General features: G+C 63.4%; 19 protein-coding genes. 14 read left to right on the top strand and 5 right to left on the bottom strand.

Annotated elements, in window-relative coordinates:
• Positions 1–3: 3 nt before the first annotated feature.
• The gene (locus KY084_RS09940; protein ID WP_219238385.1) at positions 4–993 is read right to left on the bottom strand and encodes a glycerophosphodiester phosphodiesterase; all 990 of its coding nucleotides are present in this window, start codon (positions 991–993) and stop codon (positions 4–6) included.
• Positions 994–1,141: 148 nt separating this feature from the next.
• On the opposite strand from KY084_RS09940, the gene KY084_RS09945 reads away from it, so the two are divergent.
• The 10 genes from KY084_RS09945 to KY084_RS09990 all read left to right on the top strand — a co-directional run bounded on the left by KY084_RS09945 (position 1,142) and on the right by KY084_RS09990 (position 11,910).
• Entirely contained in the window at positions 1,142–1,642 is a 501-nt protein-coding gene (locus KY084_RS09945) for a 2Fe-2S iron-sulfur cluster-binding protein (protein WP_219238305.1), read from the top strand.
• Complete coding sequence (locus KY084_RS09950; RefSeq protein WP_219238306.1) at positions 1,639–2,625, top strand: FAD binding domain-containing protein; 987 nt, start codon at positions 1,639–1,641, stop codon at positions 2,623–2,625. Before KY084_RS09945 ends, KY084_RS09950 begins: the two co-directional genes overlap by 4 nt.
• Positions 2,622–4,844, top strand: a complete 2,223-nt coding sequence (locus KY084_RS09955) for a xanthine dehydrogenase family protein molybdopterin-binding subunit (RefSeq protein ID WP_219238307.1) — start codon at positions 2,622–2,624, stop codon at positions 4,842–4,844. Before KY084_RS09950 ends, KY084_RS09955 begins: the two co-directional genes overlap by 4 nt.
• Before the next feature lie 60 nt (positions 4,845–4,904).
• Positions 4,905–7,115, top strand: a complete 2,211-nt coding sequence (locus KY084_RS09960) for a xanthine dehydrogenase family protein molybdopterin-binding subunit (RefSeq protein ID WP_219238308.1) — start codon at positions 4,905–4,907, stop codon at positions 7,113–7,115.
• 3 nt (positions 7,116–7,118) lie between these two features.
• A complete protein-coding gene (locus KY084_RS09965; RefSeq protein ID WP_219238309.1) occupies positions 7,119–8,042 on the top strand; it encodes an XdhC family protein in 924 nt (307 codons plus the stop codon).
• Positions 8,029–8,595: a nucleotidyltransferase family protein gene (locus tag KY084_RS09970; protein WP_219238310.1), complete on the top strand. Its 567-nt coding sequence runs from the start codon at positions 8,029–8,031 to the stop codon at positions 8,593–8,595. The genes KY084_RS09965 and KY084_RS09970 overlap by 14 nt, the downstream gene beginning before the upstream one ends.
• Positions 8,588–9,448 (top strand): DMT family transporter, encoded by an 861-nt coding sequence (locus KY084_RS09975; RefSeq protein ID WP_219238311.1) that lies wholly within the window; start codon positions 8,588–8,590, stop codon positions 9,446–9,448. The genes KY084_RS09970 and KY084_RS09975 overlap by 8 nt, the downstream gene beginning before the upstream one ends.
• Positions 9,449–9,509: 61 nt before the next feature.
• On the top strand, positions 9,510–11,450 hold the full coding sequence (gene acs / locus KY084_RS09980) for an acetate--CoA ligase (RefSeq protein WP_219238312.1): 1,941 nt from the start codon (positions 9,510–9,512) through the stop codon (positions 11,448–11,450).
• 5 nt (positions 11,451–11,455) lie between these two features.
• Positions 11,456–11,686, top strand: coding sequence for a hypothetical protein (locus tag KY084_RS09985; protein ID WP_219238313.1), 231 nt, complete (start codon positions 11,456–11,458; stop codon positions 11,684–11,686).
• Entirely contained in the window at positions 11,683–11,910 is a 228-nt protein-coding gene (locus KY084_RS09990; protein WP_219238314.1) for a DUF5818 domain-containing protein, read from the top strand. The genes KY084_RS09985 and KY084_RS09990 overlap by 4 nt, the downstream gene beginning before the upstream one ends.
• 107 nt (positions 11,911–12,017) lie before the next feature.
• Here the strand turns inward: KY084_RS09990 and KY084_RS09995 are convergent, their stop codons facing one another.
• Positions 12,018–13,778, bottom strand: a complete 1,761-nt coding sequence (locus KY084_RS09995) for a peptide MFS transporter (RefSeq protein ID WP_246587043.1) — start codon at positions 13,776–13,778, stop codon at positions 12,018–12,020.
• A gap of 159 nt (positions 13,779–13,937) precedes the next feature.
• On the opposite strand from KY084_RS09995, the gene KY084_RS10000 reads away from it, so the two are divergent.
• The 3 genes from KY084_RS10000 (at position 13,938) to KY084_RS10010 (ending at position 15,328) form a co-directional block, all read left to right on the top strand.
• The gene (locus KY084_RS10000; RefSeq protein WP_219238386.1) at positions 13,938–14,528 is read left to right on the top strand and encodes a nitroreductase family protein; all 591 of its coding nucleotides are present in this window, start codon (positions 13,938–13,940) and stop codon (positions 14,526–14,528) included.
• Between the two features lie 47 nt (positions 14,529–14,575).
• Positions 14,576–14,932: a GntR family transcriptional regulator gene (locus tag KY084_RS10005; protein ID WP_219238316.1), complete on the top strand. Its 357-nt coding sequence runs from the start codon at positions 14,576–14,578 to the stop codon at positions 14,930–14,932.
• 162 nt (positions 14,933–15,094) lie between these two features.
• Positions 15,095–15,328: a hypothetical protein gene (locus tag KY084_RS10010; RefSeq protein WP_219238394.1), complete on the top strand. Its 234-nt coding sequence runs from the start codon at positions 15,095–15,097 to the stop codon at positions 15,326–15,328.
• Here the strand turns inward: KY084_RS10010 and KY084_RS10015 are convergent, their stop codons facing one another.
• Positions 15,329–17,050, bottom strand: a complete 1,722-nt coding sequence (locus tag KY084_RS10015) for an acyl-CoA dehydrogenase (RefSeq protein WP_219238317.1) — start codon at positions 17,048–17,050, stop codon at positions 15,329–15,331.
• 67 nt (positions 17,051–17,117) lie between these two features.
• Here KY084_RS10015 and KY084_RS10020 point away from each other — a divergent pair, with 67 nt between their 5' ends.
• On the top strand, positions 17,118–18,053 hold the full coding sequence (locus KY084_RS10020) for an L-threonylcarbamoyladenylate synthase (protein WP_219238318.1): 936 nt from the start codon (positions 17,118–17,120) through the stop codon (positions 18,051–18,053).
• 28 nt (positions 18,054–18,081) lie between these two features.
• On the opposite strand, the gene KY084_RS10025 is transcribed toward KY084_RS10020, so the two are convergent.
• Together KY084_RS10025 and msrA are read right to left on the bottom strand one after the other, a co-directional pair.
• On the bottom strand, positions 18,082–18,537 hold the full coding sequence (locus tag KY084_RS10025; protein ID WP_219238319.1) for a PilZ domain-containing protein: 456 nt from the start codon (positions 18,535–18,537) through the stop codon (positions 18,082–18,084).
• Between the two features lie 134 nt (positions 18,538–18,671).
• Complete coding sequence (gene msrA, locus KY084_RS10030; RefSeq protein ID WP_246587044.1) at positions 18,672–19,214, bottom strand: peptide-methionine (S)-S-oxide reductase MsrA; 543 nt, start codon at positions 19,212–19,214, stop codon at positions 18,672–18,674.
• Positions 19,215–19,294: the final 80 nt, after the last annotated feature.

The following is a 19,294-nucleotide window of genomic DNA, read 5'->3' on the forward strand; positions in this document are numbered from 1 at the left end:
TCATCACCTTGCCTTTTCGAATGTGTCACGGGCCTGAACGCCCAATTCGGGAAAATCGGTGAAGAAACCGTCGATGCCGATACGAAGTTGCTCACGCATTTCCGCCTGCACATTGCCGCGCGCGCGCGGGTTGACCCCTTTGCGATAGGCGACGGGCAAAAAATAATTCTCCGCGCGAAAGGTCCATGGATGGACGCGCAGCCCGGCGGCATGGGCGTTGGCGACAAGATTCAATCCGGCATCGGTGACCAGCGAACGGTTCGGCCCGATGCCCCAGGCATAGGCGGCGATGTCGCGAAGCCCCTGCGGCGTCATCATCGCCGCATAGCCGGGCGCGGCACCATCGGCGGGCGCGCCGCCATCATCGGTCAACTGGATCAGCCGGACCTGTGTCATGCCGTGCAGCTTTTTGAGGTTATAGACCTCGAACGACTGGATGAACACCGGCGCATCCGCGCTGTCCCAGCCCGCCGTCCGCAACTGCGCAACCAGCAGCGGCTCGATCGGGTGACCGATCAACGCGAAATAGGTCGGGTGCTTGGTTTCGGGGTAAATGCCGATGGTGCGTCCCGTCTCCTTCGACGCGCGTTTGGCGAGTGCGATGATCTGCCCAAGCGTCGGGATTTCGAACCTGCCGTCATATGCGGTGTTTTCGGGCCGCAATAACGGCAACCGCTCTTTCGCGCGCAGCGTCTTCAGTTCGGCCAGTGTGAAATCTTCGCTGAACCAACCGGTTACATGCGCGCCGTCGATTACCTTTGTCGTCTTGCGGTCGGCGAATTCGGGATGATCGGCGACGTCGCTGGTGTCGGCGATATTGTTCTCATGCCGGGCGACAAGCACATCGTCGCTGGTCGACACCAGATCGGGTTCGATGAAATCCGCGCCCTGTTCGATCGCTAGTTCATACGACGCCAGCGTGTGTTCGGGCCGGTGCCCGCTGGAACCGCGATGGCCGATGACGACGGGGTCGGAAAGCTGCGCGCTGTGCATCACCTGATCCTTGTGCGCGCCGACGCATCCCGACGCCAGTAGGCCCGTGAAAATAAAGGCAAAGGTGCGAACGACTCTCATCAAGCATTCCTTCGGAAACCCGGTCGGCGTGGCGCGTTGGCTCAACCGACCACGCAAAGGGAAAACCATGCATTTCACCATCAATGGTACCAAATATGACGCCGATCCCGATATCCGCACCAGCCTGCTCGACCTGCTGCGCGAACATCTGGGGCTGACGGGATCGAAAAAGGGATGCGATCACGGCCAATGCGGCGCGTGCACCGTGCTGGTTAACGGGCGGCGCATCAACAGCTGCCTGACGCTCGCGGTGATGCATCAGGATGACGAGATCACGACGATCGAAGGGATTGGGACGCCCGACAATCTGGCACCGCTGCAAAGCGCGTTCGTCAGACATGACGGGTTCCAGTGCGGATATTGCACGCCGGGGCAGATCTGTTCGGCGACCGGCATGCTGGACGAAGCGAAGAAGGGCTGGCCCAGCCATGTCAGCGAATCGCTGGACGGCGATATCGCCCTTTCCGACGAAGAAATCCGTGAACGGATGAGCGGCAATCTGTGCCGCTGCTCGGCCTATCCCAATATCGTGGATGCGATCCGCGAAATCGCGGGAGAAGACGCATGAAAACCTTTGACTATTCGCGCGCCGACACGCCGCAGGACGCGGTTAAGGGCGGCGCGGTCGGCAATACGCGCTTTATCGCGGGCGGCACCAACCTGCTCGATCTGATGAAGCTGCAGATCGAAACGCCCGAACGCATCGTCGATATTTCACGTCTGGCGCTAAACGAAGTCGAGGCGATGGACGATGGCGGGCTTCGCATCGGCGCAATGGTGCCGAACGCCGATCTTGCTGCGCATCCGCAGGTTATCAAAGCCTATCCGGTCCTGTCGCGCGCGCTGCTTGCCGGCGCGTCGGGCCAGCTTCGCAACAAGGCATCGACCGGCGGCAATTTCCTTCAGCGCACCCGGTGCTATTATTTCTACGACACCGCCGTTCCCTGCAACAAGCGTGAGCCGGGAAGCGGATGCCCTGCGAAGGAAGGGTTCAACCGGATCCATGCAATCCTCGGCACGTCGGATGCGTGTATCGCAACGCACCCCAGCGACATGGCGGTGGCGATGCGTGCGCTCGACACAACGCTGGTGACGCTAAAGCCCGACGGCGATCGTCGGCGGATTTCGATCCACGAATTCTACCGCCTGCCCGGCGACACGCCGCATATAGAAACCGTTCTCGAAGAGGGTGAACTGATCACCCATGTCGAACTGCCCCCCGCCCCGGCCGGCAAACAGGCCTATCGCAAGGTGCGCGATCGCGCTTCCTATGCCTTCGCGCTGGTTTCGGTCGCGGCAATCGTCGCGGTCGATGATGGCAAGATCGCCAATGCATCGCTCGCGTTCGGCGGGCTTGGTCCCATGCCGTGGCGCAGCGAAGCGGCAGAGGCGGCGCTGATCGGAAAGGCACCGGAGCGCGAGGCGTTCGAGGCGGCGGCCGATGCCCTGCTTGCCGATGCGAAAGGTTTCGGATCGAACGACTTCAAAATTCCGCTTACGCGCCGCACGCTGATCGCGGTGCTTCGCGACCTGACGGAGGATGCGGCATGAGTGACAAGCACACCCTCACCATGGATAAGCCTGTCGAGAAGAGCCTTCTCGATTCGGGCGCGCAAGGACTGGTCGGCGAAGCACTGGACCGCGTCGAAGGACCGAAAAAGGTTTCGGGTAAGGCCACCTATTCCGCTGAATACCCGATCGAAAACATAGCCTATGGCTTTCTGGTCCGTGCACCCTTTGCCGTCGGCCGCATTACCGAAATCGACATGGATGCGGCAAAGGCGGCGCCGGGCGTTGTCGATGTCGTTACCGATTTCGACCGTTTCATCCGAAATTCGGCGCAAGGCGCGGTGAAGGAAGCGCCGGTGCAGGGCGTTCGCGATGTTGTCTATTTCGGCGAACCGGTCGCAATCGTCGTCGCCGAACGCTATGAACAGGCGCGCGATGCGGCCTCGCTGGTGCGCATCGTGTATGACGAAGGCAAAGGCAGTTTCGATTTCGAGGCCGGCATTTCTCATGCCGATATTCCGCCCGACGGCGCCGCCCCCGCCACCTTTGAACAGGGCAATATCGACAAGGCGATGGCGACAGCCGGAGTTACGATCGATGGCGACTGGACCACGCCCAGCCAGAACAGCGCAGCGATGGAACCCCATGCATCGATCGCGATGTGGGACGATGACGGACTGACGCTGTACGGCGCATATCAGATGCCGAGTTTCGACCGTCCCTCGCTCGCCGATGCGCTGGGGCTGAAGCCCGAAAAGGTGCGCATCATCGCGCCCTATATCGGTGGCGGGTTCGGCGGCAAGCTGGGTATCGCGCCCGAATCGGTGGCGGCGGCGATCGCTTCGAAAACGACCGGCCGTCCGGTAAAGGCGGTGATGACCCGCCAGCAAGTGTTCGACGCGACGGTTCGCCGATCGAATACGAAACAGCGTATCAGGCTGGCCGCAGACAGAAACGGCAGGCTGACCGGCATCGGCCACGAAAGCCATACCAGCAACCTTCCCGACGAAGTGTTCTTCGAACCTGCAGGAATTGCCACGCACTTTCTGTACGGCGGCGAAAATCGCAAGATCACGCATGACATTGTGCGGCTGAACCGGATGCTGGCCGGATCGATGCGCGCACCGGGCGAAGCGGTGGGACTGCTGGCACTGGAATGCGCGATGGACGAACTTGCCGAAAAACTGGGCATGGACCCGGTCGAACTGCGCAAGGTCAATGACTGCGAGCAGGACCCTGAAAAGGACATTCCCTATTCAACGCGCAGCTTCACCGAATGTCTGGACGAAGGCGCGAAGCGGTTCGGTTGGGAGAAGCGCAACACCACCCCCGGCAAGCTGCGCGAGGGCGAATGGCTGATCGGGCACGGCATGGCGTCGGCGGCGCGCGGCAACATGCTGCAACCCTCCGAAGCGCGCGTGGTGCTCAACCCCGACGGCAGCGCGGTAGTGGAAACCGACATGACCGATATCGGCACCGGCACCTACACCATCCTGTCGCAGATCGCGGGCGAACTGCTCGGCCTGCCGATCGACAGGGTGGAGGTACGGCTGGGCGACAATGCCTTTCCGCCGGGATCGGGGTCGGGCGGATCGTTCGGCGCCGGGTCGAGCGGGTCGTCGGTATATCTCGCCTGCGAAAGCATCCGCGAAAAGCTGGCCAAGGCGATGGGTGTTTCGCCCGACGACCTGACGCTGAAGGACGGCGAAGCAATCGCGGCGAACCGCCATGTCGCGCTTCGCGATATCATCGACGGCGCGATCGAGGCGACGGGGCGAATCGAGCCGGGCGAACAGGGCGAAAAGGTGAAGCAGGCGGGCCATGGCGCGCATTTCTGCGCGGTTCGTGTAAATGCAGTTACCGGCGAAGTGCGCATCGACCGGTGGACGGCGGTGTTCGCGGCCGGACGTATCCTGAACCTGAAGACCGCGACGTCGCAATGCTATGGCGGGATCGTGTTCGGTATCGGCGCGGCGCTGACCGAGGAACTGGTGCACGACCCGCATAACGGCAAGATCGTCAATCGCGATCTCGCCGAATATCACCTGCCGGTCCATGCTGATGTGCCGCATCTTGACGTGACCTTCCTTCCCGAACGCGACACCCATGCCAATCCGCTGCATGCCAAGGGGATCGGCGAACTGGGGATCGCCGGGGCGGGCGCGGCGGTCGCCAACGCCATCGCCAATGCCACCGGCGCGCGGGTGCGCGATTACCCGATCACGCTCGACAAGCTGCTCGGTTCGCTTCCGCCGGTTTGAACGCGGGCGGTGCCGTTCCTAAATGAACGGCGCCGTCCAGCAGCTTTGAGGAATATCATCGTGGCCGATCAGGAACTACCGACGCGCGAGCGCATTTCCGTGCTCGATCGCGCGGTGCAGCGCGTGCTGGGCCAGCCGATCGACCGCACCGACGGCCCCGCAAAGGTTACCGGCGATGCGCGCTATGCGTTCGAGATGGCGGCAAAGGACGCGCTGTACGGCCATATCCTGACCGTGCAAATTGGAGCGGGTACGATCCGGTCGATCGATGCGACGGCCGCGCGCACCGCGCCGGGCGTCGTGGCGGTCCTGATCGACGATGACCGGCTTCCCGCCGATGCGGTGAACAGTTTCGACAAGCCGAAAAGCTGGCGGCTGGGCCGGGAAATCGAATTTTTCGGACAGGGCTTTGGGGTCGTTGTCGCCACCAGCGCGGAAGCGGCACGCGCCGCTGCCGCGCTGGTAAAGGTGGATTATGCGCCGCGCACCGGGCGCTTCGATCCCGACCTTTCCAAGCCGGAAGAGCACGAACCGGAGGGGCTTCGTCCCGCCGTCCATACCGGCGACTTCGACGCGGCGTTCGACGGCGCGGCCTATCGCTATGACGCGGTTTTCACCACGCCGATCCACTTTCCCGCAGCGATGGAGCCACAGGCGACGCTTGCCCGGTGGGAGGACGATCGGCTGATCCTTCATTCCAGTCTGCAATCGACCGGCGGCGCGACCAAGGCGATCGCGCGCGCGCTCGACATCAAGGCCGATCGAATCCGCGTGATCGCGCCGTTCGTCGGCGGCGGTTTCGGCGGCAAGACCTCTGTCGGGGCGGAAGCAATCTATGCCGCAATCGCCGCGAAGGAAACCGGCCATCCGGTAAAGATTGTGCAGACGCGGCGGCAGACCGCGCATCTTGCCCATCATCGCGCGCCCACGCGGCAGCGCGTCCGGATCGCCACCGATGCCGAGGGTCATATCCGCGCCTTCGGGCACAACAGCGTCATCGCGCAGCGCCACGACCGCTGGTTCATTGAACCGGTCCATATCGGCACCACGCACCTGTATGCCGGTGCGGCGCGATCGATGGGAGTGGACGTGGTTCGCGCCAACCATCCGACATCGGGCGCGGTGCGTTCCCCCGGCGAAGCGTGCGGCACATTGGCCATCGAAGTCGCGATGGATGAAGCGGCCGAGGCGCTGGGGCTGGACCCGATCGAATTTCGCCGCCGCAATGAACCGGGTGCCAGCCCGGTCGACGGCAAACCCTTTGGCACGCGCAAACTGGTCGAATGTTATGATGAGGGCGCGCGGCGCTTCGGATGGGACCGGCGCAACCCGGTTCCGGCATCGGTGCGCGAAGGCGACTGGCTGATCGGCACCGGCATGGCCGCCGCGATCCGCAGCAACATCACGGTCGAAGCGCGCGCGAACATCACGCTGCACCCCGACGGCAGCGCGCTGGTCGAAACCGACATGACCGATATCGGCACCGGCACCTATACCATATTGATGCAGGTGGTCGCCGAGGCGCTCGGCCTGTCGCCCGACAAGGTCCGCGTGGCGATCGGTGATTCCACGCTTCCGCGATCCGCCGGATCGGGCGGATCGTTCGGCGCTAGCAGTTCGTCGAGCGCCGCCGCGCTTGCCTGTCAGGACATTGCAAGGACGCTCGCCGCGCGGATGGGCGTCGATGCGGGCGATATGACGCTTCAGGAAGGCCATGCGATCGCCGCGAACCGGCGCGTGCCGCTGACCGAGCTTCTGGCGGGCGAAGCGGTGCGCGCCGATGGCCATGCAAAGCCCGGCGACCACACCAATGCGCACGTCTCCGCATCCTATGGCGCGCATTTTGCTGAGGTCGCGGTAAGTGCGACTACCGGCGAAGTGCGCGTGCGGCGGATGACCGGTGTGTTCGATATCGGCCGCGTGCTCAATGAAAAGACCGCGCGCAGCCAGATATTGGGCGGGATGATCTGGGGCATCGGGTCGGTGCTGCACGAAGACGGCATGATCGACGCGCGCACCGGGCAGTTCACCAATCCGGATTTCGGCGAATATCATATCGCGACCCATGCCGATTCGCCGCCGATCGACATCCATTTCATCGAAGCGGTCGACGACCTTGCCAATGAAGCAGGGGCAAAGGGCGTTGGCGAACTGGGCAATTCGGGTGCCGGCGCGGCGGTCGCCAACGCGATCTACAACGCCACCGGCATCCGCATTCACGACTATCCGATCACGCTCGACAAACTGATCGACGCGCTACCCGAGGATTGATTCATGGCCGACAATGATTCCGTGCTGGACGCCGCGCGCAACTGGGCGGGTGCGCCGATGGCGCTGGCGACGGTGGTAAAGACCTGGGGCTCCGCCCCGCGCCCGCGCGGCAGCCATATGCTGGTGCATGAAGACGGCCGGTTCGAAGGATCGGTGTCCGGCGGCTGCGTGGAAAGCGACATCCTCGCCACCGCGGCGCAGGTGATCGATGGTGCGCCCTTTCAGGTGAAGCAATATGGCGTGGCGGACGACGCCGCCTGGGAAGTCGGACTGCCCTGCGGCGGCGAAATAGAGGTGATGGTCCAGCCGGTATCGCCGCTGGGCTTCGACCCCGAATTGTTCGACCGGATCGGCGAAGGGCGAAGCGATGGCAAACCGGTGACGATCACGACCGATCTGGAAAGCGGGGTCAGCCGGTTGCGAACCGAAACGACCGGCCCCGCCTTTATCAACCGCTACGATCCGCCGCGCCGGCTGATCATCGTCGGCGCGGTGCAGATCGCGCAGGCGCTGGCTGGGCTGGCGCGCGAACTGGGCATCGCGACAGTGGTGGTCGATCCGCGCGCGCGTTTCCTGACGGCGGAGCGCTTTCCCGGCGTAGCGCTTGACGATCGCTGGCCCGACGAGGCAGTCGCCGCGTTGAAGCCCGATGCATCGACCGCGATCGTGACGCTGAGCCATGATATCAAGATCGACGACCCTGCGCTGATCGAGGCGCTGAAATCGCCCGCGCCCTATATCGCCGCGCTGGGATCGCGTAAAAGCCACGCCGCGCGGCGCGAGCGGCTTGCCGCGGCCGGGGTGAACGTGGTCGACATCGACCGGATCGAAGGGCCTGCGGGCATTTCGATCGGAGCGATCGGCCCGGCGGAGATCGCGCTGTCGATCGCGGCGGGGATGATTCAGGGCTTTCATGCCGACACCTGACCGTGTCGCGCTCCTTCTGCTCGCAGGCGGGCGCTCGCGCCGGTTTGGCGATGCCGACAAGCTGAGCGTCGATTTGAACGGCGTCCCGCTGGGATTACACGCGGCCAATGCGCTATCCGCCCTCCCCTTTGCCGCGCGGATAGCGGTGGTCGGCGGGACAGCGCTTCGCTTTCCCGGTTTCGAAACGGTGCACAATGATGCCCCTGAAGCGGGGATGAGCCGATCGCTGGCGCTGGGCGTCGCGGCGGCGCGCGCGGCTGATCCGCAGGCGGTGCTGGTCATGCTTGCCGACATGCCGTTCGTCAGCGCGGATCATGTCCGCCGCGTGCTGGCGGCGGGCGATGGCGCGACGGCGCTGGTCGCGTCAAGCGCGGGCGACACGGCGATGCCCCCGGCGCTGTTCGGCGCGGATTATTTCGACGCGCTGGAAACGCAAAGCGGCGATAAGGGCGCGCGCCACCTGTTGCGAACCGCGCATATTGTGACCACTGCGCCCGGCGAACTCGCCGATATCGACACACCCGAAGACCTGGCCCGGTTCACCGGTGCATAGCGCGCTTGCCGGCGTCCTGCTCGGCCTGTTTTCGGCCGTGACACTCGCCTTCGCCAATCTGGCGGTGAAGATGGGCAGCGACATTCTGGTCAGCCGATCAATCCTGTCGATGAGCGCGGCGGCGCTGCTGCTTCCGGTCGCGTTCCTGGTGCCCATGCCCGATGCTGCGACCTTCCACGTCCTCGCCTTCGCTATCCCCGCGCATTTCCTTTACCAGTGTTTCCTGATCCAGGCGCTGGGACGCGGCGACCTGTCGCTCGTCTTTCCAGTGATGCGCGGCGCGTCGCCGCTGATTACCGCGCTGGTGGCGGGAGCGGCGCTTGGCGAGGCGCTGGCTCCGATCGAATGGCTGGGGCTGGCGATCGCAACTGGCGCAGTGATCGTCTTCGCGCTTCCGCCGGGCGGAACGCGACTGGCCGCACACCCCGACAAGACGGCGCTGGGATGGGCGATCGCCACGGCGGGCGGAGTGGCGCTCTACAACACCACCGATGCATGGGGCGTACGCACCGCGCCGGAGCCGCAAAGCTATATCGTCTGGCTATTCCTGTTCGACTGGATTTGCGTCACCATCACCGCGACCGTTCTTCGCCGGGGTGCGCTGTTCGCCGCGATCCGCGAGAAATGGCGCTATGGCGCGGCGGCGGGCGCGCTGTCGATCCTGTCGTTCGGGGCGGCGCTGTTCGCATTTTCCTTCGTCGAAACGGCAAAGGTTTCGGCGCTGCGCGAAACGGCCGTGGTATGGGCTGCGTTGATGGGGGCGCTGTGGCTTCGCGAAGGATTCGGCGCGCGCCGGATCATCGCCGCCATCGTGCTGGCCTCCGGGCTGATGCTGTTGCAGTTCGCTGGCTAGGATGAAATATCGAAGGAACGAACGCGCGCGATAAAAATGGTCGGGGCAAGAGGAGCATCACATGGTTGAAGGGCAGGTCTATCCCGTTTCGGACGAATGGAAAAAGCGCGCAAAGGTCGATGCGGAAGGATATGAACAGCTTCATGGCCGCTCGATCGCCGACCCGGGCAGCTTCTGGCTCGAACAGGCGCGCCGCCTCGACTGGATCAAGCGGCCGGAAATTGCCGGCGACTGGTCGTTCGACGAGGATGATTTTCACATTCAATGGTTCGCCGATGGAAAGCTGAACGTTTCGGCCAACTGTATCGACCGGCATTTGAAGACGCGCGGCGACGCGACCGCGATCATCTGGGAACCCGACGATCCGAACGAGCAGGCAAAGTCCTTCACCTATCGCGACTTGCACCGCGAAGTCTGCCGCTTCGCCAATGTCCTGAAGCGCGAAGGCGTCACCAAGGGCGATCGCGTTACCATCTATATGCCGATGATCCCCGAAGCAGCCTTCGCACTGCTCGCCTGTGCACGGATCGGGGCGATCCATTCGGTGGTGTTCGCGGGTTTTTCGCCCGAAGCGATCGCGGGGCGGATCACCGATTGCGACAGCGCCTTTCTGATCACAGCCGATGAAGGACGCCGCGCAGGCCGCACCGTGCCGCTGAAAGCCAATGTCGACAAGGCGGCGGCGCAGGCGCGCGCGCTGAAAAAGGTGATCGTGGTGCGCGCCACCGGCGGCGATGTGGCGATGACCGAAGGGCGCGACATCTGGTATGACGAGGCGGTTCGCGACGTTGCCGACGATTGCCCGGCGGAACCGATGGGCGCGGAAGATCCGCTGTTCATCCTGTACACCTCCGGTTCGACCGGAAAGCCAAAGGGCGTGCTCCATACCAGCGGTGGCTATCTGCTATGGGCCAGCTTCACCCATGAACTGGCGTTCGATTACCGGCCGGGCGAAATATTCTGGTGCGCCGCCGATATCGGCTGGATCACCGGGCACAGCTATATCGTCTACGGCCCGCTCGCCAACGGCGCGACGACGCTGATGTACGAAGGCGTGCCCAACTGGCCCGACGCCAGCCGCATCTGGCAGGTGGTCGACAAGCATCGGGTCAATACGCTTTACACCGCGCCGACCGCGCTTCGCGCATTGATGGCGGAGGGCGACGAACCGGTAAAGGCGACCAGCCGCGCCTCGCTCCGCCTGCTCGGCACGGTGGGCGAGCCGATCAATCCGGAGGCCTGGCGCTGGTATCACCATGTCGTGGGCGAGGATCGCTGCCCGATCATCGACACCTGGTGGCAGACCGAGACGGGTGGGCACATGATCGCCCCCCTGCCCGGCGCCCACGCGCTCAAACCCGGCTGCGCGACCAAGCCGATGCCGGGGATCGATCCGCAGATCGTCGATGCCGACGGCAATGTTCTGACCGGCGAAGCGCAGGGCAATCTGGTGATCGCGAGAAGCTGGCCGGGGCAGATGCGTACCGTCTGGAACGATCAGGAACGGTTCTTCCAGACCTATTTTGCGACCTATCCGGGCAAATATTTCACCTCCGACGGGTGCCGCCGCGATGCGAACGGCGATTACTGGATTACCGGCCGCGTCGACGACGTTATCAACGTGTCGGGTCATCGCATGGGCACCGCCGAAATCGAAAGCGCGCTGGTGCTGCACGAAAGCGTGGCGGAGGCGGCGGTCGTCGGCCGCCCGCACGACGTGAAGGGGCAGGCGATCTATGCCTATGTCACGCTCAATTCGGGGGTCGAATCCTCTGAAGAATTGCGCGATACGCTGATCAAATGGGTACGCAGCGAAATCGGGCCGTTCGCCGCGCCAGAAGCGATCCAGTTCGCGCCCGCGCTGCCCAAGACGCGGTCGGGCAAGATCATGCGCCGCATCCTGCGCAAGATCGCGGAGGGCGATACGTCGAGCCTTGGCGACACCTCAACGCTCGCCGATCCGGCGGTGGTCGACCATCTGATCGACAACCGGATTTCGTAATCGCGATGAAGGCGCACCAGCTCGAAGAATTGCTCATCAAGACGCTGGTGCGCCGCGCGGGCGGAACGCAGCGGCGCTGGCGGATCGTGCTTGGGCCGCTGCGCGTCTATGATCCGGCAACCCATCCGCACTGCAACTGGCATGTCAGCCCGTCGGGCAATTCGGCAGAAAACGACGTTGTCGAAACGCTGCTCGACGAAATGCGCGGCAGCCATCCACGCGTGGAGACGGGATGACGCAGTTACCGACATCGCAGGGTGCCGAAGCGGGCACTCGGGTCGCGGAAACCGGGCGGCTGGTGCGCGAAGCGGGCGGCTTTGTCCTGCAATGCGAACATGGCGGCAAATTGCCGTTGCTGCTGCCGCGAACCCCGGTGGATGAGGTGGAAAAGCGCGTGGCGCTGACCGGGATACTCGAAGGAGACGGGATGCTGGCGGTCGAAACGATCCGCCTAGCCTGAGCCGGCTCGACACCGGCACGGCTTTTATCGCGTCCGCGAGGTGGAGGAACGCGGGCCGGGGAACACGCTGCGTATGTTCGATCCGGCCCGCCGTTCCGACGATGCGATCAGTCGCGCATTTCCTTCCACGTATCGCGCCCGGCGGCCTGCGGTTCGGCCAGTTCGCTTTGCCCGGCCATTGCGCGGTCGCTGTCTTCCTCCAGCGTGTCGAGATGCTGCAGTTTCTTGATGAACGGCGATATGATCAGCACGGCTAGCCCGATGCCGAAGGCGACCCAGCCCACGGTGTTCCATACCTGCAGATACAGTTCCTTCGCCGCTTCGCCGCCTTCCGCGCCATCGGCCCCGGCAAGCGCCGAAATCTGCCCGGCGACGAAATTGCCGCCCGCGGTTGCGAAGAACCAGCCGCCCATGATCAGCCCCGCCATGTGCCAGGGCGCAAGCCGGTTCATCGCCGACAGTCCCACCGGCGACAGCGAAAGCTCCCCCATGGTGTGGAGCAGGTACAGCAGCACGATCAGCCACATCGATGTCTGCGCATCGACGCCCATCGCCTGCGCTCCCCAGTTCAGCACCATGAAGCCAAGCCCCACCTGAATGATGCCAAGGCCGAACTTCGCAGGGGTCGACGGTTCCAGCCCGCGCCGGCCCAGCGCCGTCCACGCCCAGGCAAAAACCGGGCCGAGCAGCAGAATAAAGGCCGAATTGACCGACTGGAACCAGGTCGCGGGAACTTCCCAGCCGAACAGCATCCGGTCGACATAGCGGTCGGTGTACAGGTTCACCGACGCACCCGCCTGTTCGAACAATCCCCAGAATACGGGCTGGAGGATCAGCAGGAAGATGATGACAAAGATACGGTCCCGGGCATGGTGTCGGGTGTTGGCGGCTTCCTTTACACAAGTCGCAATGATTAGCACCAAACCGGCCAGCGCAATGAGCGCGAACACAATGTTGAGCGGATTCCACAAATAGAGGATCGATCCAATCGTCAACAGCGCTACCCCTCCGCCATAAAGTTGGAGAGAGGATTTAGGACCGTTGCCGATTTTGCCGTAAGGAAGCTGGAACAAAGCTATTGCGAGAATGTAGCTCAGCAACGTGATGCCAGATAGCATCAGCAGCCAGCCGACCACCGCCTGAAGCTGGATCAGCACCCACAGCACGCCGATCGCAGCCACGCCCGCACCGTAAAGCAGCCATTCGCGCGGCACGCCCGCGACGCGCTCCTTCAACAGCGCGGGGGTGTGCGCTTCGCCCTTGCCCAGCAGCAGCGGCTTTCCCAGCACGAATACGACCAGCCCCAGCAACATGCCGATGCCCGCAGCGCCGAAGCCGTAGGACCAGCCATATTGTTCGCCCAGATAGCCGGTAATCAGCACCCCGATCAGCGAGCCGAGGTTAATTCCCATATAGAAGATCGTGTACGCGCCGTCGCGGCGAACATCCTTGATCGGATAAAGCTGTCCGACAATGACGGAGATGTTCCCTTTCAGAAACCCCGATCCGACGATGATGAAGCTTAATGCCAGCCAGAAGATATTGATCGTCGGATCGCCCTGACCGCCATTTCCTTCGAACGCCATCAGCAGATGGCCGAGCGTCAGCACGACCGCACCAAACATCACCGCCTTTCGCTGACCCAGATAGCGGTCGGCCAGCCATCCCCCCAGTACCGGGGTGATATAGACGAGCGAGGTATAGGCGCCGTAGATGACCGACGCGTCGCTGTCCGAATAGAGCCAGTGTTTGGTGAGATAGAAGATGAGCAGCGCGCGCATCCCGTAAAAGGAAAAGCGCTCCCACATCTCCGCGAAGAACAGGATGATGAGCCCGAGCGGGTGACCGAGAAAGGTCTTTTCCGTCATCGGGGTCGCATTGGCATTCGCCATCGGGCGGAAACTCCCTGAATTATATATTGTCTCCGCGCGGAAAAGACGCCCCATCATGCGCGGATGAAAGGGGGCAGACTAACGGCGAAACGCGCGCTGTGAAGCCCGCTTGTGGCCCTGCGCCGCGCCACCTACATGCCGGGCATGGATTTCAACGACCGCTCCACCCCGCTTTCCCTGCTGTCCACCCGCCGTTCGGGCAAGCCGCGCGACCTTGGTCAGCCAGGCCCCGATGCGGCTCAGATCGATGAAATGATCGCGATCGCGGCGCGCACGCCCGATCATGGCAAACTTGCCCCCTGGCGCTTCGTCATTGTGCCGCCCGACCGGCGAGAAGCGTTTGGCGATATGCTTCGCACCGCATATCGTGCGGGCAAGCCCGATGCGGGACGACTGGAAATCGAAGCGGTCGATCAGTTCGCGCATCAGGCCCCGGCACTGATCGTCACGCTGTATTCGCCCAACACCCAAAGCCATATCCCGTTGTGGGAACAGGAACTTTCCGCCGGGGCGGCGACGATGAACCTGCTCCACGCGGCGCATGCGATGGGCTTTGCGGGGAGCTGGCTCACCGGTTGGGCGGCGTTTGACGATCAGGTGCGCGATGCCTTCGGCAAGGCGCCCGAACGCATAGCAGGCTTCGTTTTCATCGGAACGCCGACACGGCCGCTGTCGGAGCGTCCCCGCCCCGATATCGACACGATCGTTTCGCACTGGGACGGCTGAAAATCTTTTAAGGTGGCAATCATGGGCGATTGCTGTATTAAGTCAGCATGACAGCCTTGGAACATGAAGAAGGCCCGGTATATCTGCGGCTGCGCGCGCAAATCGCGGCGGCGATCCTTCGCGGCGAATATGCGGCGGGCGATCAGCTTCCTTCGGTCCGGGCGCTGGCCGCCGACTATGGCGCCAATCCGCTGACCGTGGCGAAGGCGTATCAGACGTTTCAGGACGATGGCTATGTCGAGGTTCGTCGCGGCGTCGGTATGTTCGTTCTGCCCGGCGCGGTCGAGCGGCTTCGCACCGCCGAGCGCAACCGGTTTCTTTCGAACCAGTGGCCGCGAATCCGCGAACAGATGGCCCTGCTGGACCTCGATCTTGAAAAACTTATGAGTCGCGAAACCGCCTGAACCGGTCGCCGCAAAAGCCGTGCGAATCCTTGGAAAATCGATCTATTTGCCTGTTGCGGATGCGCAACAGTTGCCTTTGGCTTGCCGTCAACTTCCATTCGTCGCGGGAACAAAACGGACTGGCGCTAAGTTATTTCATCGAGTTTCGAAGGAGCAACCGCGATGTACCAGTTTCGAGAACCTGCGATGCCTGCGCGCACCGGCTATCGGATTTCGTATCGCATGAATGAAGTCAATCATTGCCCCGGATGCGGCAATACGCACTGGATCATCGGCCGATCGATCGCCGAATGCGCTTTTTGCGAAACCGCGCTGCCGCTGAACGAGGGCGGCTCGACGGGAACCGGCCTCATTCGCGGCACGAGGAAGACGCAGCTTGAACCGCTTGCCGCCTGATCAGGCGGCAAAGTTTTCGGGGTCGATCGCGTACAATATTTCGGCCCCGGCAACGGCGGCGGCTTTCAGACCAAGCGCTTCGGGCACGATCTGATCGCCGTAGAACCGGGTAGATGCGCGTTTCATCTTCGCAAAATCGGACATTTCGGCGGCATCGACCGCCCGGTGCTCACGCTCCATCAGCCAGCCGCAAACCGCCACCGACAACATGGTTAGAAACGGATAGGACCCGGCGAGACGATCGTCGATCCCGGCGCTGAGCATATATTCGCCAACCGAATTGCACGCATCGATCAGGTCTTTTAGCGCCTCGCCCTGCGCATCTTTCCGCATATCGCCAATCAGCGCATTCAACGTGGTGCCGTTATCCATGCTCAGCTTTCGACCGACCAGATCGGCGGCCTGAATGCCGTTCGTCCCCTCGTAAATCGGGGTGATGCGCGCATCGCGGAAATGCTGCGCCGCGCCCGTTTCCTCGACATATCCCATGCCACCATGAACCTGCACGCCGATGCTGGCCACTTCGTTGCCAAGGTCGGTGCCGTGCGCCTTGGCCAGCGGGGTCAGCAGGTCGAGCCGCTTCTTCGCTTCGGCATCACCCAGATTGGCCCGGTCAACCTGCCCCGCGGCATAATAAACCAGCGCGCGCGCGGCCTGGGTCTGCGCCTTCATCCGCAGCAGCATGCGCCGGACATCGGGATGATCGATGATCCTGACGGGATCGCGGCTGGCTGATCCCGCGCGCGCCGACTGAACCCGTTCGGCGGCATAGGCAACCGCGCGCTGCGTGGCGCGCTCCGCCACCTGCACCCCTTCCAACCCGACATTAAGCCGCGCATTGTTCATCATCGTGAACATCGCAGTGATGCCGCCGCCTTCCGCGCCGATCAATTCGCCGATACAGTCGCCATTATCGCCGAAGGACAGAACGCAGGTGGGCGATGCGTGCAACCCCATCTTGTGTTCGATCGAGACGACCTTGATATCGTTGAACGTCCCCGGATTGCCCTCGGCATCCAGCCGGTATTTGGGCACGAGAAACAGCGACAGCCCCTTGGTCCCCGCCGGTGCGCCGGGCGTTCGCGCCAGCACCAGATGGACGATATTGTTGGTCATGTCGTGATCGCCGAACGAGATGAATATCTTCGTTCCCCGGATCGACCATTTGCCATTATCGAGCGGCTCCGCCTTCGTCTTCAGCGCGCCGACATCCGATCCCGCCTGAGGTTCGGTAAGGTTCATCGTGCCGGTCCATTCGCCGGTGGCGAGGTGGGGCAGATACAGCCGCTGCTGTTCCCCGGTCCCGTGATGGGTCAGCGCCTCGATCGCGCCGACGGTGAGCGTCGGAGCGAGCGCGAAGCTCATATTCGCGCCGCCAAGCGTTTCGAGCACCGCGGTCGCCAGCGCATAAGGAAGCCCCTGCCCGCCAAATGCCTCTGGCGATCCGATCGTGCCCCATCCGCCCTCGACATAGGCCTGATACGCTTCGCGATAGCCTTCGGGCATGACGACGCCGTCCTCGCTCCAGCGAGCGCCCACCGTATCGCCCCTGCGGTCGAGCGGCGCCCATTCGCCAGCGGCGAACTGCCCCGCCCCCTCCAGCACGGCCTCGACGACATCGGCCGATGCCGCAGCGAACCGGTCATTTTTTGCCAGTTCGTTCAGGTTCACGATGTGATCGAGCACGAAACGCTGATCGGCGACGGGTGCGGTGAAGGTCATAGATCCTCTCTTGCCGGAATTTTGTCGGCGCTATAGCCCCCCATAAGTGAACACGCCAAATCCCCGCATGGTCACGCGGACCTTACGCTACGGCGAGCAAGCGCTTGGCGAAGCCGCGCGCATCATCGCTGCGGGGGGATGCGTCGCGGTGCCGACCGAAACGGTGTACGGCCTCGCCGCCGACGCCACCGATTCGCACGCGGTCGCGGGCATATATGCCGCAAAAGGCCGCCCCGCCTTCAACCCGCTGATCGTCCATGTGCCCGATCTGGCGGCCGCGCGGACCATCGCCGAATTCGACTCCGACGCGCTTACGCTTGCCGAAGCGTTGTGGCCGGGGCCGCTGACGCTGGTGCTACCGCTTCGCCGCGATGCACGAATTGCCGCGCTGGTCACCGCCGGGCTTTCGACGATCGCGATCCGCGTACCGGCGCACCGGGCGATGCGGGGGCTGCTGAAAGCGACGGGCAAGCCGCTCGCCGCGCCCAGCGCCAATGCCAGCGGATCGATCAGCCCGACCCGTGCCGATCATGTCGCGCGCTCGCTCGACGGGCGGATCCCGCTGATCCTTGATGACGGCGCAACGCAGGCGGGGCTTGAATCGACCATCGTCGCGCCCGGCGATCCGCCCCGCCTGCTGCGTCCGGGGCCGATTGCGACGGATCGGCTTACGATGCTGCTCGGCAGAGAAATCGGCGCGGGCGGGGATGGTATCGAGGCCCCGGGTCAGCTCGCCAGCCATTATGCGCCGGGCAAGCCGTTACGGCTGAGTGCGTCCGAACGGCGGCCCGACGAATGGCTGATCGGTTTCGGGACGGTGAGGGGCGACGACACGCTGTCCGCGGGGGGCGACCTGATCGAAGCGGCGGCGCGCCTGTTCGGGGCGCTGCATCAGGCGGACGATGCACAGCCGGAAAAAATAGCGGTAGCGCCCGTTCCCGAAAGCGGAATAGGTGCGGCGATCAACGACCGTTTGCGCCGCGCGGCCGCACCGCGCGATTGATCGCAACGGTAGGCCGCAAACGCAGGCGTTACAGGATAAGGCGCGAAATCCCGAATACCGCTGCCCAGGACAGGACAAGCCCCGCACCATAGATAAGCGCCCGGACGCGGCGCGGATAGCGCTGCGTAACCGGGGGATGGGCGGCGAAATCGGCCGTATCGGTCCCGGGCCATGCAATGACGGTGTCCAGTCCCGCTTGCGAAACCTCCTGCTCGGTAAGCGGCTGAAAGAATTCGCAGCCATATTCGTCACCATCGCGGCGTCGCACCACGGCGCGATGCGCGGCGACGCCGGGAATGCCGATTGAAAATTGCTCGCCGATATCGAGTTCGACCGCCGTACGGATCAAAAACCCGCTTTGCGACAGATCGATCAGCGTCAGTTCGACCGGATACCCCGCATCATCGCGCAGCGTGGCTTCGGTATCCAGCCGGACGCGCGGGGCGCGGTCGGCATCGCGGAAAATAACGGCTTCAACGGACAAATCGCGTCCCCCCTTTCGGTGCGACAATGCCCGTTTTTCCTTAAGGAAGCGCTAACGCAAGGTCGACCCTCGCAGGGTTTTAGAACGGTACGTTTCGCCGATATGTCCGCGCCGCGCCGCACAGCGACGCGCAGTCAGCCCTTTGCCCCCTGCGATTTGGTGCGCTCGGCAAAGCTCCTGCGCAGCTTTTGCAGTTTGGGCGGGATGACCGCCATGCAATAGGGGTTTCGCTGCCCTTCCTTGTCCCAATAGCCCTGATGATAGTCCTCGGCCGGCCACCATGTCCCGCCATCCTCTATCGTCGTCACGATCGGCGCGGGCCAGTGTTCGGCGTTGCGTTCGATTCCCGCTTCGGCCGCCGCGCGCTGATCGTCCGACGCGGGAAAGATCGCCGAGCGATATTGCGTGCCGACATCATTGCCCTGCCGGTTGAGCTGGGTGGGATCGTGCGTCGCGAAAAACATGTCGAGCAGATCGTCATAGCTGACCTTTTCAGGATCGAAGCCGATGCGGATCGCCTCGGCATGACCGGTGTCGCCGCCGCATACCGCGCGATAGGTCGGATTCTCGGTATGGCCGCCGATATAGCCGCTTTCGACGCTTTCCACGCCGATCACATCGTTGAACACCGCTTCCACGCACCAGAAGCAACCGCCTGCCAGCGTCGCATATTCCATCAATATCTCCTTTTGCCCGGTTACATAGGCGCGCATCGGCGCTAGGCAACGGATCGGCAGTTTTGAATGCGGGGAAACAT

This window comes from Stakelama flava (assembly GCF_019351405.1).
GTDB lineage: Bacteria > Pseudomonadota > Alphaproteobacteria > Sphingomonadales > Sphingomonadaceae > Sphingomonas > Sphingomonas flava_A.

What these genes read in the sequence shown, in the direction of transcription:
- KY084_RS09940 (WP_219238385.1), bottom strand. Translation starts at nt 993, where the DNA reads ATGCACAGCGCGCAGCTTTCCGACCCCGTCGTCATCGGCCATCGCGGT.
- KY084_RS09945 (WP_219238305.1), top strand. Translation starts at nt 1,142, where the DNA reads ATGCATTTCACCATCAATGGTACCAAATATGACGCCGATCCCGATATC.
- KY084_RS09950 (WP_219238306.1), top strand. Translation starts at nt 1,639, where the DNA reads ATGAAAACCTTTGACTATTCGCGCGCCGACACGCCGCAGGACGCGGTT.
- KY084_RS09955 (WP_219238307.1), top strand. Translation starts at nt 2,622, where the DNA reads ATGAGTGACAAGCACACCCTCACCATGGATAAGCCTGTCGAGAAGAGC.
- KY084_RS09965 (WP_219238309.1), top strand. Translation starts at nt 7,119, where the DNA reads ATGGCCGACAATGATTCCGTGCTGGACGCCGCGCGCAACTGGGCGGGT.
- KY084_RS09970 (WP_219238310.1), top strand. Translation starts at nt 8,029, where the DNA reads ATGCCGACACCTGACCGTGTCGCGCTCCTTCTGCTCGCAGGCGGGCGC.
- acs (WP_219238312.1), top strand. Translation starts at nt 9,510, where the DNA reads ATGGTTGAAGGGCAGGTCTATCCCGTTTCGGACGAATGGAAAAAGCGC.
- KY084_RS09985 (WP_219238313.1), top strand. Translation starts at nt 11,456, where the DNA reads ATGAAGGCGCACCAGCTCGAAGAATTGCTCATCAAGACGCTGGTGCGC.
- KY084_RS09990 (WP_219238314.1), top strand. Translation starts at nt 11,683, where the DNA reads ATGACGCAGTTACCGACATCGCAGGGTGCCGAAGCGGGCACTCGGGTC.
- KY084_RS09995 (WP_246587043.1), bottom strand. Translation starts at nt 13,778, where the DNA reads ATGACGGAAAAGACCTTTCTCGGTCACCCGCTCGGGCTCATCATCCTG.
- KY084_RS10000 (WP_219238386.1), top strand. Translation starts at nt 13,938, where the DNA reads ATGCCGGGCATGGATTTCAACGACCGCTCCACCCCGCTTTCCCTGCTG.
- KY084_RS10005 (WP_219238316.1), top strand. Translation starts at nt 14,576, where the DNA reads ATGACAGCCTTGGAACATGAAGAAGGCCCGGTATATCTGCGGCTGCGC.
- KY084_RS10010 (WP_219238394.1), top strand. Translation starts at nt 15,095, where the DNA reads ATGTACCAGTTTCGAGAACCTGCGATGCCTGCGCGCACCGGCTATCGG.
- KY084_RS10015 (WP_219238317.1), bottom strand. Translation starts at nt 17,050, where the DNA reads ATGACCTTCACCGCACCCGTCGCCGATCAGCGTTTCGTGCTCGATCAC.
- KY084_RS10020 (WP_219238318.1), top strand. Translation starts at nt 17,118, where the DNA reads ATGGTCACGCGGACCTTACGCTACGGCGAGCAAGCGCTTGGCGAAGCC.
- msrA (WP_246587044.1), bottom strand. Translation starts at nt 19,214, where the DNA reads ATGGAATATGCGACGCTGGCAGGCGGTTGCTTCTGGTGCGTGGAAGCG.